General features: G+C 71.4%; 11 protein-coding genes. 4 read left to right on the top strand and 7 right to left on the bottom strand.

Annotation, left to right across the window (positions count from 1 at the left end; translation table 11 throughout):
* The first annotated feature begins 89 nt into the window (after window positions 1-89).
* Window positions 90-1,709: a phosphoglucomutase (alpha-D-glucose-1,6-bisphosphate-dependent) gene (gene pgm, locus ACXKZB_RS03850; RefSeq protein WP_222659588.1), complete on the top strand. Its 1,620-nt coding sequence runs from the start codon at window positions 90-92 to the stop codon at window positions 1,707-1,709.
* Between the two features lie 39 nt (window positions 1,710-1,748).
* Here pgm and ACXKZB_RS03845 read toward each other — a convergent pair whose 3' ends face one another.
* Genes ACXKZB_RS03845 through ACXKZB_RS03825 form a run of 5 tightly spaced genes read right to left on the bottom strand, consistent with a single transcriptional unit; the run spans window position 1,749 to window position 8,480 of the window.
* Window positions 1,749-3,032 (bottom strand): glycoside hydrolase family 125 protein, encoded by a 1,284-nt coding sequence (locus tag ACXKZB_RS03845; protein WP_488824780.1) that lies wholly within the window; start codon window positions 3,030-3,032, stop codon window positions 1,749-1,751.
* Window positions 3,020-5,332, bottom strand: coding sequence for a glycoside hydrolase family 3 protein (locus ACXKZB_RS03840; RefSeq protein WP_488824779.1), 2,313 nt, complete (start codon window positions 5,330-5,332; stop codon window positions 3,020-3,022). The genes ACXKZB_RS03845 and ACXKZB_RS03840 overlap by 13 nt, the downstream gene beginning before the upstream one ends.
* On the bottom strand, window positions 5,329-6,183 hold the full coding sequence (locus tag ACXKZB_RS03835) for a carbohydrate ABC transporter permease (RefSeq protein WP_123293697.1): 855 nt from the start codon (window positions 6,181-6,183) through the stop codon (window positions 5,329-5,331). Before ACXKZB_RS03835 ends, ACXKZB_RS03840 begins: the two co-directional genes overlap by 4 nt.
* 38 nt (window positions 6,184-6,221) lie before the next feature.
* Window positions 6,222-7,160: a carbohydrate ABC transporter permease gene (locus ACXKZB_RS03830; protein ID WP_340197877.1), complete on the bottom strand. Its 939-nt coding sequence runs from the start codon at window positions 7,158-7,160 to the stop codon at window positions 6,222-6,224.
* Between the two features lie 30 nt (window positions 7,161-7,190).
* On the bottom strand, window positions 7,191-8,480 hold the full coding sequence (locus tag ACXKZB_RS03825) for an ABC transporter substrate-binding protein (protein ID WP_488824778.1): 1,290 nt from the start codon (window positions 8,478-8,480) through the stop codon (window positions 7,191-7,193).
* 122 nt (window positions 8,481-8,602) lie between these two features.
* Here ACXKZB_RS03825 and ACXKZB_RS03820 point away from each other — a divergent pair, with 122 nt between their 5' ends.
* The 3 genes from ACXKZB_RS03820 to ACXKZB_RS03810 all read left to right on the top strand — a co-directional run bounded on the left by ACXKZB_RS03820 (window position 8,603) and on the right by ACXKZB_RS03810 (window position 13,518).
* Window positions 8,603-9,652 (top strand): LacI family DNA-binding transcriptional regulator, encoded by a 1,050-nt coding sequence (locus tag ACXKZB_RS03820; RefSeq protein WP_488824777.1) that lies wholly within the window; start codon window positions 8,603-8,605, stop codon window positions 9,650-9,652.
* A gap of 13 nt (window positions 9,653-9,665) precedes the next feature.
* Window positions 9,666-10,910 (top strand): glycoside hydrolase 5 family protein, encoded by a 1,245-nt coding sequence (locus ACXKZB_RS03815; protein ID WP_396290193.1) that lies wholly within the window; start codon window positions 9,666-9,668, stop codon window positions 10,908-10,910.
* Window positions 10,911-11,094: 184 nt separating this feature from the next.
* On the top strand, window positions 11,095-13,518 hold the full coding sequence (locus ACXKZB_RS03810) for an MDR family MFS transporter (RefSeq protein ID WP_488824776.1): 2,424 nt from the start codon (window positions 11,095-11,097) through the stop codon (window positions 13,516-13,518).
* A 105-nt stretch (window positions 13,519-13,623) separates the two neighbouring features.
* Here the strand turns inward: ACXKZB_RS03810 and ACXKZB_RS03805 are convergent, their stop codons facing one another.
* Window positions 13,624-14,130, bottom strand: a complete 507-nt coding sequence (locus ACXKZB_RS03805; RefSeq protein ID WP_132099460.1) for a hypothetical protein — start codon at window positions 14,128-14,130, stop codon at window positions 13,624-13,626.
* A gap of 40 nt (window positions 14,131-14,170) precedes the next feature.
* Window positions 14,171-14,431: a hypothetical protein gene (locus ACXKZB_RS03800; RefSeq protein ID WP_488824775.1), complete on the bottom strand. Its 261-nt coding sequence runs from the start codon at window positions 14,429-14,431 to the stop codon at window positions 14,171-14,173.
* Between the last annotated feature and the right edge of the window lie 2 nt (window positions 14,432-14,433).

Genomic DNA, 14,433 nt, shown 5'->3' with positions numbered 1-14,433 from the left:
CCACCGGCGGACACGGCCCGGTCCGCGCTCTGCGGCCCGGGCTGTGCGCCGGCCGGACGTCTCCGGGTGCGCGATGCCAGGATGGACGCATGAACGACCGCGCCGGCACCCCCGCGACCGCAGACGACCTCGTCGACATCGACGCGCTCGTCGCCGCCTACTACGACCGTGTGCCCGATGTCTCCGTCGCCGAGCAGCAGGTCGTGTTCGGGACCTCCGGACACCGCGGCTCCTCACTCGACTCCGCCTTCAACGACACCCACATCGCCGCGATCACGCAGGCGATCGTCGAGTACCGGCAGTCGCAGGGCACCGACGGCCCGCTCTTCATCGGGCGCGACACCCACGCGCTGTCCGGCCCCGCCGAGCGCACCGCGCTCGAGGTCCTCGCCGCCAACGGCGTGCACGTGCTGGCCGACAGCGACAACGGCTACGTGCCGACCCCCGCGTTGAGCCACGCGATCATCCGCTACAACCGCGCCGGCAACCCCGACACCGCGGACGGCATCGTCATCACGCCGAGCCACAACCCGCCCCGCGACGGCGGCTTCAAGTACAACCCGCCGCACGGCGGACCGGCCGACAGCGACGCCACGAGCTGGATCGCGAACCGAGCGAACGCGATCATCGAGGGCGGCAACGCCGAGGTGCAGCGCACCGAGCACGCCACCCCCGACCGCTACGACTTCCTGCACACCTACGTCGCCGACCTCGAGAACATCATCGACATCGCCGCGATCAAGCGCGCCGGGGTGAAGATCGGTGCCGACCCGCTCGGCGGCGCCTCGCTCCCCTACTGGAACCTCATCCGCGACCACTACGGCCTCGACCTGACCGTCGTGAACCCGGACGTCGACCCGACCTGGTCGTTCATGACGCTCGACTGGGACGGCAAGATCCGGATGGACCCGTCGAGCCCGTCGGCGATGGCCTCGGTCCTGGCGCACAAGGACGAGTTCGACGTCCTGACCGGCAACGACGCCGATTCCGACCGGCACGGCATCGTCACGCCCGACGGCGGCCTGATGAACCCGAACCACTACCTCGCCGTCGCTATCGAGTACCTCTACGCACACCGTCCGGCCTGGCGCGACGACGCCGCCATCGGCAAGACCCTGGTGTCGTCGAGCATCATCGACCGCGTCGCGGAGTCGCTCGGCCGCCGCCTGTGGGAGGTCCCGGTCGGCTTCAAGTGGTTCGTGCCCGGCCTGATCGACGGTTCCGTCGCCTTCGGTGGCGAGGAGTCCGCGGGGGCGTCGTTCCTGCGCACCGACGGCACCGCGTGGACGACCGACAAGGACGGCATCATCCTGGCGCTCCTGGCGTCCGAGATCGTCGCCGTCACCGGCAAGACCCCCTCGCAGCTGTACGCCGAACTGACCGAGCGCTTCGGCGACCCGGTCTACCAGCGCGTCGACGCCGCCGCCACGAAGGAGCAGAAGGCCCGCCTGTCGAAGCTCGACGGCGAGGCCATCACGGCGGAGACCCTGGCCGGCGACCCGATCACGGCCAAGCTGTCGAAGGCCCCCGGCAACGACGCTGCCGTCGGCGGCGTCAAGGTCGTGACGGACAAGGCGTGGTTCGCCGCACGGCCGTCCGGCACCGAGGACGTCTACAAGATCTACGCCGAGAGCTTCGTCGGGCAGGAGCACCTGGAGCAGGTGCAGCGCGAGGCCAAGGAGATCGTGGACGCCGCGCTCGGCGCCTAGTCGGTCACCCGCAGGACCCGCACTGGCGGCGGCCGAGGATCAGTCCTCGGCCGCCGCCAGTGCCAGTTCGCAGAACATCGCGTCCGCCCACGAGAACCACGGGCGCGAGAACCGCGTCGGGTCCTCGACGTCGAACGACTCGTGCATGTCGCCGGTCCCGCCGTCGGTCGCCACGAGCACGTCGAGCAGCTCCCGACGGCGCGACGGCGACCCGGACACGAGGCCCTCGACCGCGAGGGCGATCGGCCACACCCGCTGCGGCAACGTGTGCGGGCTGCCGACACCGGCGGCCGCGGTGCCGCTGAACCAGTACGGGTTCGCCGGCGACAGCACGAAGTCCCGCGTCGCCGCCCACACCGCGTCGTCGAGCACCGACGGCGCGGACAGGGGCAGCGACAGCAGCGACGGCGTGTTCGCGTCGTCCATGAGCAGCACGCCGCCCAGGCCGTCGACCTCGTAGGCGTAGACGTCCGCACCCGCCGGCCCGGCGACGATGCCGTGCTTCCGGACGCCGTCCAGGATGCTCGCGCGCAGCACGTCGGCGTCGTCCGCCAGCCCCGTGTCGGACCAGACCTCGCGGGCGATCGCGGCGACGGCGAGCAACGCCTCGGCGGCGAACAGGTTCGCGGGCACGTTGAAGCCGTACGTGCAGGCGTCGTCCGACGGGCGGAACCCGCACCACGTCATGCCCGTCACGGCGACCGGGGTGCCGCGGCCGTCACGCGCCAGGGTCTCGGTCGGGATCGCCCCGTCGCGCACGAACCGGTACGCCGAGGCGTCGTGGTCCTGCTCGGCCCGCCACTGCGCCACGATGGTGCGGAACACCCGGTGCGCCCGTTCGTCGAGCACCGCCGTGGAGCCGGTCGCCCGCCACAGCGCGTGCGCGAACGTCACCGGGTAGGCCAGGCTGTCCACCTCGTACTTCTGCTCCCACACCAGCGGGTCGGCGTTCAGGTCGTCCGGGTCGTAGTGCGCGCCGTTCGGCTCGCGGTTGAACGAGTTCGCGTACGGGTCGTGCTCGATCAGCCGGAGCTGCCGCCGCACTACCGCCCAGAGCAGGTCCGCGAGCGCCGGGTCGTCCGGCGCGAACCGCAGGTACGGCGTCATCTGCGTCGTCGAGTCGCGGAGCCACATCGCCGGGATGTCCCCCGTGATGACGAAGGCGCCGTCGTCGTCGAGCGAGATCGTGTCCCGCAGCGTCCGGACGAGCGCGCGCTCCACCCGCTCCCCGACCTCGGTGCCGACCGCGGCGCGGACCCGGTCGGCGGCCGCCACCAGCGTCGGCGTGATCTCCTCGAGCTGCGTCCGCGTCACGACACCCATCGCACTGACTCCTGTCCGTCGGTGACGCGGACGGTCCGCGTCGACCCGGGTGGATCGAGCACGTCGTCCGTCCAGCAGTCGAGTTCGAGCGGCCGTGCACCGAGCCGGAGACCAGCGTCCCACGTGCCGAGCGCATCGAGTCCGAGCGTGTACGCGGTGTCGACGGTCCCGCCAGCGGGCACGTCGACCGTCACCAGGGCGAGCAGTCGCCGTCGCCGCGGTCGGACACCGGTCTCCCGCCGCCGCCCCCACAGGGGCACCGACACCCGACGGGGCGCGTCCGACCTGTTGCGCACCGTCACCGGGACGGTCACCGTCCCCCCGGCCAGGAGGCGCACGGCAGTCACCGCGTCGCTCCCCTCCGCCAAGCGGACGTCCACCCCGTCGCCCGGCCCGGGTGCACCGGTCGCGGTCGAGCGGCTGGCCACGTCGACGTAGCCGCGTGCCGTCTCGAGCCGCTCGTCGTGCGCCACCGGAAGGACACCGTCGGCGCCGGGCCAGGTCGCGGGGAGCCGCCCCTCGGCCGGGGCGCCGAACAGCACGTCCGCGACGGCACGACCGCCGGAAGGCCCCGGGAACGGCACGACCAGCACACCGTCGGCCAGCGCGAGCACCTCGGTCAGGACCCGCGGGCGACCGTCGACGACGACCGCGACGACCGGCAGACCGCTCTCGCGGGCGGCGCGGAGCACGTCGAGCTGCGCCTCGGGCACGGCGATCGAGGCCAGGTCGACCCCCTCGCCGTTCGTGGTGTCCGGTGCAGGACCACTGACGGCGCCGTTGTCCTCGAAGCCGTCGTCGTACGCGCGACGGCTCGAGCCACCGAGCACCACCACGGCCAGGTCGGCGCCGAGGAGCGCGGTGCGGACCGCGAGGAGCCCGTCGGGGCCCGGCAGGGGCTGTCGGAGCCCGCTGCCCCGGGCGGTGCGGATGCGGGCGGGGCCGAGCCGGGCCTCCAGGGCGGAGCGGACGGTGGACGCACCGGGGTCGACGGGCGGCCTCGGGGGTGCGTAGTCGCCGAGGAGCGCGTCGACGTCGTCGGCGTTCGGGCCGACCACGGCGACGACGGCGTCGTGTGCGATCACGGGCAGCGCTCCGCCCAGGGCGACCACGGCGCGGCCGGCGGCACGCTCGGCGAGCGCGACGGTCGTGCGCTCGAGTGCCTCGGCGGGCGGCACGGGTCCCGGTGTCGGGACCAGTGCCGGTGCCGGTTCCGGTGTGCCGAGCAGGCCGACGCGGCGCTTGAGGGCGAGCACGCGGTCGACCGCACGGTCGAGGTCTTCGGTGCTGACCAAGCCGCGGTCCAGCGCCTCGTCGAGGTGCGTGTACGCCTCGTCCCACAGGCTCAGGTCGACCCCGGCACGCAGGGCGAGCGCAGCCGCCGAGGCCGGGTCGGGGGTGACGTCGCGCAGCCGGTCGACGGCGGTCCCGTCGGCCATGACGAGCCCGTCCCAGCCCCAGGCGTCGCGGATCGTGGTCGTGAGCAGGTCGCGGTTGCCGCAGCACGGCACCCCGTCGACGTCGTTGTAGGCCGCCATGAACCCGGCGACGTGTTCGCGTGCGGCGGCGAGCGCCGGCGGCAGGTGCACCTCGGCGAGTTCGCGACGACCGATCGGAGCGCCGGAGCCGTTGCGACCGCCGATGCCGGCGCCCTGCCCCGCCAGGTGCTTCGCGACGACGGCGACGTGCCGGCCGTCGATGGGGCCGGGGCCGCCACCCTGCATGCCGCGCACGGTGGCGGCGACCATGATCGCGGCGAGCGCGGCGTCCTCCGACCAGCACTCCTCGCTCCGGCCCCACCGGGGGTCGCGCAGGACGTCGAGCCCGGAGACGAGGGCGACGTGGGTGCCGCGGGCCCGGACCTCGGCGGCGACCGCGGCGGCCAGCTCCTCGACGAGCTGCTCGTCCATGGCGGCGCCGAGCGCGAGGTTCACCGGCACCGTCGTGCCGCCGAGGGCCTGCAGCCCGTGCGGGACCTCCTCGACGAAGAGCGTGGGGACACCACCGTCGCTGTGCGCGACGACGTGGTCCTGCACGGCGGCGTAGGCCTCGGCGGAACGCTCGGGCGGGATGCCGTTGCCCCAGTGCACGCCGGACCAGGGGTCGGCACGGAGCACGCCGTAGACCGCGCCGATGCCACCCCACCGGTCGACCTCGGCGCGCAGGACGTCGGTGATCCGCGGCCGGCCGTCGACCCAGCGGACGGCCTCCCAGCCCTTCAGACGCTGGTTGAGCTGGCCGATGCGGGCGCGGACGTCGAGGTTGCTCGCGGTCGGCTGGCTCGTCGGGTGCGCGGTCATCCCTTGATCGCTCCGGACACCAGGGCGCGCTGCATCTGGCGCTGCAGGATCGAGTAGACGAGGTACACCGGCAGCAGCGTGAACAGGGTGCCGGCCATGAGCATCCCGTAGTCGGTGCCGGCGTCGACCTTCAGCGTCGGGAGCGCCACCTGGATCGTCCGCTGCGCGGTGTCCGGCCCGATGAGCACCAAGGCGTACAGGTACTCGTTCCAGAACGACAGGAAGTTCAGCAGCAGCACGGTGGCGATGCCCGGGATGCAGATCGGCAGGTACACCTGGCGCATCACCTGCCACGCCGAGGCACCGTCCATCGACGCGGCCTCCTCCAGCTCGCGCGGGATCGTCCGCATGAACTGGGTCAGGATCACGACGGCCAGGGGCATCGCGGTCGCGGGCAACAGGAGCACGAGGAACGTCCGGGTGTGGAAGAGCCCCATGCCCGCGGCGAGGAGGAACGTCGGGAACAGCGCCGCGAACGACGGGATGAGGAACCCGAGCGAGAACAGCCCCTCGACGATCCGTCCCGCGCGACCGGTGGCCCGGGCGAGGGCGAACGACGCCGGCAGTGCGAGCACGAGCGTCAGCACCAGGGCCGCCACCGTCGTGATCGCCGAGTTCGCGATCGCCGGTCCGAGCGAGGCCTGGCGGATCGCCTCGGTGAAGTTCGACAGGTCCCACGACGCCGGCAGCGCCAGTGGGGACTCGAAGATGCCGTCGTTGTCCTTGAACGACGACACCACGAAGTAGTAGAAGGGCAGGATCAGCAGGGCGGCGTAGATCCACGCCACGGTGCCGCTCGTGATGGAGCCGATCCGGTCTCGCAGCCGGATGCCGGCGGTGGGCTTCGCCATGGTGGTCTCCCGAGGTCTGTCGGTCAGGGGCGTCAAGGTCAGTGGGTCTTGCGCAGGACGCGGCGGATGACGAACATCCCGGCGAGTCCGAGCACGAACAGGACGACGCCGACCGCCTGGCTGTAGCCGAGGTCGGTGTCGACGAAGGCCTTCTGGTACACGAGGTACGACAGCGTCGTGGTCGCGGTGCCCGGGCCACCCTGGGTCAGCAGGAGCACGTTCTGCGCCGAGCTGAAGAGCATCGACAGGAACTGCAGCATCGCGACGACCCCGATGAAGTCCCGCGCGATCGGCCAGTACACGCCCCACGCCAACCGCCACGACCCCGCGCCGTCCATGCGGGCGGCCTGCACGACCTCGGTGTCGACGCCGTCGAGCCGGCTCGCGATGAGCACCGCCGAGTACCCGATGCCGGCCCACAGGTCGACGACGATGAGCGCTCCGAGCGCCGTCGCGGGGTCGGCCAGCCAGGCCTTGCCGCCGATGCCGAGGGTCGCGAGCACCCCGTTGACCAGGCCGTCGGGGTTCAGCATCGCGTAGAACATCATCGCCGTGGCCGGTGCGGAGATGAGCGCCGGGATGAAGAGCAGGTAGCGCAGCACCTTGTGCCCGCGGGGCTTCTGCACGACGTGGAAGGCGAGCAGGAACGCCAGCACGATCATGATCGGCAGGCCGACGACGATCTGGACCGTGCTGTTCCGGACCGCGGCCCAGAAGGTCTCGTCGGAGAACAGCACCCGGAAGTTGTCGAGCCCCGCGAAGGTCGGCGAGACGAGCATGCCGGGCCAGCTCAGGAAGGCGATCACGATCATGGCCACGACCGGGCCGATCATGAACAGGCCGTACCAGACGAGCGCCGGGATCGCGAAGGTCGGGAAGCTGCCGCGACCGGTGCCGACCGCGCGGGATCCGCGGCGGACGGGCCCGGGCGGGTTGGACGCCGACCGGACGGGTGGTTCCTCGACGAGCACTGCCATGGGGAGCTCCTTCTCGCAGGGTCGGGTGGGTCAGGCGGCCGTGTAGGCGCGCTCGAAGAGGTCGATGATGCGCTCGGCCGAGGTGCCCGAGCCGTAGGCCAGGCTGGTCGCGCGGATCATCGGCTCGTACGCCGAGTCGGGCACGAGCAGGTCGGGCAGCATCACCGGTGTGACCTGGTCGTCGGTGAGCTTCGACGCCTGGGCGACGAGCGGGAAGTCGCGGCTGACGGTGTCGGTGATCCGGCTCATGTCCCGGCCGGAGTCGAGGATGAACTCGCTCGTCACCGCCGACGAGTACAGGTACTGCACGAACGGCTTGACGAGGTCGAGCTTCGCCCGGCCGTTCTCGCTGATCCAGATGCCGTGGCCGTTGTAGCTCTTGATGACGCTCGGGCGCGCGATGGCGGCGTCCTTCGACGGCACCGGCCACCCACCGACGGTGACCTCCTTCGCGCGCTCCTTCGACACCAGCGCGAGGGCGGAGGACATCGCGGGGACGATGGCGGCCTTGCGGGTGGTGAACTGCGTCAGTTCGGAGTCCGAGGTGAAGCCCTGCACCGAGTCGACGAAGACCCCGGCATCGCGGAGCTCGACGAAGTGCTCGACGCCGCGGACGGCACCGGCGCTCTCCGAGATCCTGCCCGTGGAGAAGACCTCCGCCGCTTCGTCCTGCGACACGAACCCCTGGATGACCTGCATGAGGAGCTTCTGTCCGCTCCAGTCCGACCCGCCGACGGTGACCGGCCCGATGCCGGCGGAGCGCAGGCGGTCGGCGGCGGCGATGAGTGCGTCCGAGGTCGTCGGGATCTCGCTCACGCCGGCTTCCTCGAGCAGCGCCGTGTTGTACGACACCGGCCAGTTCGTCCGCGTGAACGGGAAGGCCCGGAGTCGACCCTGGTCGTCGGTCCACTCCTCGAGCGCCTCGGGGATGATCTTGTCGCGCAGGTCCCACTCGTCGAGGTACCGGGAGACGTCGATCGTGGCGTCCTCGCCCGTCCAGGACAGCGTGCGCCCGACCATGTTCACGATCGCGACGTCGGCTTCCTTGCCGGCGAGCGAACTCGTCTCGAAGACGATCGGCAGGTCCGACCCGTTCGAGAGCAGGGCCACCTTGCGGTCCGTGCGACGACGGTAGGCGGCGACGACGTCCGTGAACGTCTGCGCGCCGGCGACCGCGCCGCTGAGCTGGGTGTGCACGCTCAGCGTGCCCGGGCCGCTCGAGGCCGGGGTGAGCGCGCTGCACCCGGCCAGGATCGGCGCGAGGATGCCGGCGCCGAGCCCGGCTCCGATGAGGGTGCGCCTACTGATGCCGTCCGTCACGGTGCCTCCCTGGCAGTGGATGGTGGAGCGGTCGCGATGCGTTTTGGTACAGCGGTGTACTTCAGGTGACGAGCAACGTATACCGCTTTACACGAGGTGGTCAAGCCTCTACGCTCGACGGCATGAGCGACACCACCGCCGGAGCCGTCGACCGCCGCCGCGTGACCATCGCGCAGGTCGCCAAGCGCGCCGGCGTCTCGACCTCGGCGGTCTCGCACGTGTTCAACGGCCGGCCGAACGTCTCCGCCGCCACCGCGGCCCGCATCCGCAGGGCCGCCGACGACCTGAACTGGCGGCCGAACCTGGCGAGCCGCAAGCTCTCCGGCAACGCGGGGCACAGCCTCGGGCTGGTCCTCGCCCGCTCGCGCGACACCTTCCAGCGCGACCCGTTCACGATGCGGCTGATCGCCGGCCTGACCGAGCCCCTCGCCGCGATCGGGTGGTCACTGTCCGTCACGCTCGTGCAGGCCGACGACGAAGCCGCCGTCTACCGCCAGTGGTGGACCGAGCAGCGGGTCGACGGCTTCCTGCTCGTCGACGTCCGCACCGACGACCCCCGCATCCCGATGCTGCAGCACCTGGCGGCGCCGGCCGTCATGCTCGGCGCGCCGATCCCCGGCAGCACCGTCCCGGCGGTCACGGTGGGCGACGCCGACGCGACCGAGTCCCTGCTCGACCACCTCGGTTCGCTCGGGCACCGCCGGATCGCCCGCGTCGGGGACGGCCCGGCGCTCGCCCACACCGGCGCCCGCGACGCCCGCTTCACCGCCGCGGCCGCACGTCGGGGGGTGGACGCGCTCGTGCTCGGGTGGCGCGCCGACGCCGAGGACCCGGTGGCCGACCTGCTCGCCCGCCTCGACCGCGCCACCGCGATCGTCCTGGACGGCGAGGCGATCGCGGCAGAGGTGATCGCGCACGCCCCCGAGCTCGGCGTCCGCGTGCCCGAGGACCTGTCCGTCGTCGCGTGGGAGGACTCGTGGGTCTCGTCGATCGTGCGTCCGTCGCTGACCGCCCTCGACGCCCCCGTCGAGGAGTCCGCCCGCACCGCGGTGGCCCTGGTCGAACGCCTCGTCCGTGGCGACGAGGTCGACGATGCCGAGGTCGGCGGGCGCGCCCTGCACGTCCGCGGCTCGACCGGCCCCGCGCCCACCACCGCCGCCACCGCTCCCTGACCGAAGGAGACCGATGACCACCGCCACGCGCTTCGGCGTGAACTACGTGCCCTCGACCGACTGGATGTTCCAGTGGCAGTCGGTCGAGGAATCAGCGATCCGCCGTGACCTCGAGGCGATCGCCGCCCTCGGCCTCGACCACGTCCGGCTGTTCCCGCTGTGGCCGACGCTGCAGCCGAACCGCACGCTCATCCGACGACGGGCCCTCGACGACGTGGCGCTGGTGGTCGACATCGCCGCCGAGTTCGGGCTGGACGCCAGCGTCGACGTCGTCCAGGGGCACATGTCCGGGTTCGACTTCATCCCGGCGTGGCTCGTGAACTGGCACGACGGCAACATGTTCACCGACCAGCCGGCGATCGACGCGCAGGCCGCCCTGGTCGCCGCCGTGTACGACGCCGTGCGCGACCGCCCGAACTTCACCGGCTTGACCCTGGGCAACGAGCTCAACCAGTTCCAGCCGCCGAACCCCGCCGCGATGCCGGCCGACACCGCGCAGGTGACGCACTGGCTCGAGTCCCTGCTCGGAGCGCCTCGCGACAAGGACCCGCGGCACGTCGTCACGCACTCCGAGAACGACCACCTCTGGTACCGCGACGGCCACCCGTTCGTGCCGGCGCACGCCAGCCGACTCGGTGACGTCACGACGGTGCACTCCTGGATCTTCAACGGCGTGGCCGGTCGGTACGGCGCACTCTCCGACGAGTCCGTGCGGCACGCCGAGTGGATGATCGAGCTGGCCCGCGCCTTCGCCACCGACCTCGACCGACCGGTCTGGCTGCAGGAGGTCGGGGCCCCCGACCGGCACCTCGCCGAGTCCGAGATGCCGGAGTTCCTCGAGCGCACCGTCGCCGCGGCCCTGACCACCGAGCGCCTGCACGCGGTCACGTGGTGGTGCTCGCACGACGTCTCCCGCGACCTCGGCGACTTCAAGGACCTGGAGTACTCGCTCGGCCTGCTCGACGTCGACAACCGCGTGAAGCCGCTCGGTCGTCGCTACGCCGAGGTCGTCGCCGATGCCCGGCGCTCCGCTCCGGCCCCGACCCCGCGGACGAGTGCCGTCGTGGTCGACGTCGACGAGGCCGACCTGCCGCTCCGTCGGACGGACCTGGCGCCGGGCGGCCCGGTGTTCGAGCACTGGCACCGACTGCGCGCCGCCGGCGAGGCCGTGACCGTCGTGACGAGCCGGACCGCAGCCGAGCCGGCCGCGCTGGCGGCACGGGGTGTGACCCGGGTCGTGGAGACCGCAGCGGTCTGACGGGGCCGAGCCGGGCCTCCCGGCCCTGACCGCGTTCGTCACCGAGCCCGCGATCCGGGCGTACCGTGACTGCCGATCCACACAGGAAGCCGCTCCTGAGCGACCGACCACTTGCGGCAGATGTAACTTTGCAGGCAGCGCAAAAATCGTTTCGCCAGCGCATCGGTACCGGGAGACCCTGCTCATGACCCAGACGGCGACCGCCCCCGCGGCCCCCACCACGGCGTCCAACGTCGTGATGAACCACCGACAGATCCTGTTGGTGATCTACGGCCTGATGGCCGGCATGTTCCTCGGAGCCCTCGACCAGACGATCGTCGGCACCGCGATCCGCACCATCGGTGACGACCTGCACGGCCTCGACCAGCAGGCCTGGGTCACCACCGGGTACCTGATCGCCTCGACCGTGACGACGCCGATCTACGGCAAGCTCTCCGACATCTTCGGTCGGCGGCCGCTGTTCATCACGGCGATCGGCATCTTCATCCTCGGCTCGTTCGCGGCGTCGTTCTCGACCTCGATGCTCATGCTCGCCGGGTTCCGCGCGCTGCAGGGCCTCGGCGCCGGTGGTCTGATGTCCCTGCCGCTGGCGATCATGGGCGACATGCTCGCGCCTCGCGAGCGGGCGAAGTACCAGGGCTACTTCCTGGCCGTCTTCGGCATCTCGTCGGTGATCGGCCCGCTCGTCGGCGGTGTCTTCGCCGGCGCGAGCGAGCTGCTGTTCATCTCCGGTTGGCGCTGGGTGTTCCTGATCAACGTGCCGATCGGCGTCATCGCGCTGTTCATGGTGCTGACGTTCCTGCACCTGCCGAAGTTCGGCGACCGCGGCAAGCCCCGCATCGACTGGTGGGGCGCCACGCTCGTCATCGTCACCCTCGTACCGCTGCTGCTCATCGCCGAGCAGGGCCGCGAGTGGGGCTGGAGCTCCCCCGGCGCCTTCGCCTGCTACGGCATCGGTGCTGCCGGGCTGATCGCGTTCATCATCGTCGAACGGGCGATGGGCAGCGACGCGATCCTCCCGATGAAGCTGTTCGGTTCGCGGGTGTTCTCGATGTCCGCGATCCTGTCCGTGCTCGTCGGCTTCGGGATGTTCGGCGCGATGCTGACGATCCCGCTGTACCTGCAGATCGTGAAGGGCGTCACCCCGACCGAGTCCGGGTTCGCGATGCTCCCGATGGTGCTCGGCCTGATGATCTCGTCGATCGCCTCGGGTCAGATCATCTCGCGGACCGGCAACTACCAGGTCTTCCCGATCACCGGCACGGCCTTCACCGCGCTCGGCTTCACGGTGCTGACCTTCCTGACCGCCGACCGTCCCCTCTGGTTCCTGATGCTCGGCATGTTCGGCATCGGCCTCGGGCTCGGACAGCTCATGCAGACGCTGACCCTCGCGGCGCAGAACTCGGTGTCCCCGCGGGACATCGGCGTCGCGACCAGCGCCGCGACGTTCTTCCGGCAGATCGGCGGCACCATGGGCACCGCCGTGCTGCTGTCGGTCCTGTTCACCCTGATGCCGACGAACATCACCGCGGCGATGCAGAACGAGACCGACCTGAAGAGCGCGTTGAACGCCGCGCTCACGCCGTCGGTGGCGAACGCGTCCGAGAACAAGGGCGTGATGGACCAGATCTGGACGAAGATCGTCGATCCCGTGCAGAAGAACGTGCAGGACGGCCTGAACAAGGGCGCCGTGCAGGCGAAGGAAGCCGCCGACGCCGCCGTCACGAAGCAGGTCACGGCCGCCGTGCAGCAGCAGGTCACCGCGGGCAAGCTCCCCGCCGCCGCAGCCGACACCGTCATCGCCCAGCAGGTCGACGACGCCAAGCCGGCCGCCGAGCAGCAGGCCCTCGAGACGGCTGCGGCCAAGGCGAACGCGACCGTCGTCGACGGCACGCTGCAGGTGGACTACTCCGACGAGGCCCAGCGCGAGAACGTCGTCGACGAGGTCGCGCCGACGCTCATCAAGCAGCTGAAGAGCGGTGACTCGAGTGCGAGCTCGTCCGGTTCCGCAGCGACGAGCGACACCTCCTTCCTGAACGGCGCGGACAAGCGGCTCACCCGTCCGTTCCTGGTCGGGTTCAGCGACTCGGCCGTCCGCGTGTACTACGTCGGGCTCGCGGTGATCCTGCTCGCGTTCGTGCTGACCTGGTTCTTCCGGGTGCCGCCGCTGCGCAAGACGTCGGCGCTGCAGGAGCAGGCGGACGCCGCACGGACCGCTGACGCCGACGCTGCGGCAGCCGGTGCCGGCGACGGTGCCGGAGACGGTGCCGGCGACGGATCGGGTTCGGCCGCGGTCGCCTCGTCGGACTCGGTGCCGACCTCGCCCGACGTGCCCGCCCAGCCCCGGTCGGCTCGCGCTGCCGGTTCGTCCGACGTGTCGGTGCTGCCGAACGACGTGCTGCCCGATGACGTGCTGCCGAACGACGTCGTCACGGATGACACCCGTGCTCCGCTGCCCGACGCCACGACGCACGGCGCGCACTCGGCGGCTGCGCCGGTCGACGAGCCCCCGACGACGACCGGTGCGATCCGGACCAGGGCCGCCCATGCGGCAGTGGACCCGGACGCTGACGCGGAGCACCCGCACGGGCGGCACTCGGCGGAGTAGTGCGCGGGCGTGCTGGTTTGTCCGCACGCCGGCGCTCGTGATGCGCGCCTGTTCCGACGTTCCACGCGTCGAACGACTCGTGGAACGTCGTGGACGGAGCGGACGCTAGGAGCGCTCTCGCTCGCGCATCTCGACGTAGTCACCGGCAGCGCACGCCGAGGTACCGCTGACCGTGTCGCCCCCGCCGAGGTCGGAGGACTGGAAACCGATGTTCGCCACACCGTCCCCCTTGCCGTCGACACCGCTGTAGGACCCGTCGGCATCCGAGAACCGCTTCGTGTCGAGTCCGCGCTCGCCCCACAGCTTCTCGACCGTTCGGATCCCCTGCTCGACGTCGCCGCGATCGGCACGGGACTTGATGTACGTGTAGTTCACGCCCTCGCCGACGCCGCGCTCGTCCTCGCACGTGCCGAGCCGCGGCCCTTCCTCGACCTGCCACGTCCCGCCGAGCGCGTCGGTCGTGTCGTCGACGAGCTGCTGGATGCTGCGCTTCGCATCCGCCGGCTCCTGGGTCGGTTGGTTCTGCATCTGTCCTCCAGAACAGCCGGCGGTTGCGCCGACGATCGCGATCGTGGTCACGGTGACTGCGATCCACTGCTTCAGAGCGGTCATCGGTGTCGGTTCTCCGTCCGGTCGTCGGGTGTCCAGCATGTCACTCTGCCGGTGTCACTCGGTCGCCGTGCCCGGTCGTCGTCTTCGCCACGTTCCGCAGCGACTCGGTTCCCGGGTCGAGGTAGCCGTTGCCGCTCTCCGTGTGCACGCCGTGGTCCTTCACCGGTTCGAAGCCGTCGGTGCCGTCCGCGCCGAAGGTCTCCGCGCCGAAGCTGGAATTCGTCGGGTCGAGTCGGTAGGGCACGCTGAAGCCCCTGCCGATGTACGCGTACTGGTCGCCCAGCCCGGGGATGCCGACCATCG

The sequence above is a fragment of the Curtobacterium sp. ABR8 genome (assembly GCF_057812125.1).
The sequence above is the reverse complement of the archived record's forward strand: the minus strand, read 5'-3'. Positions and strand labels throughout refer to the sequence as shown.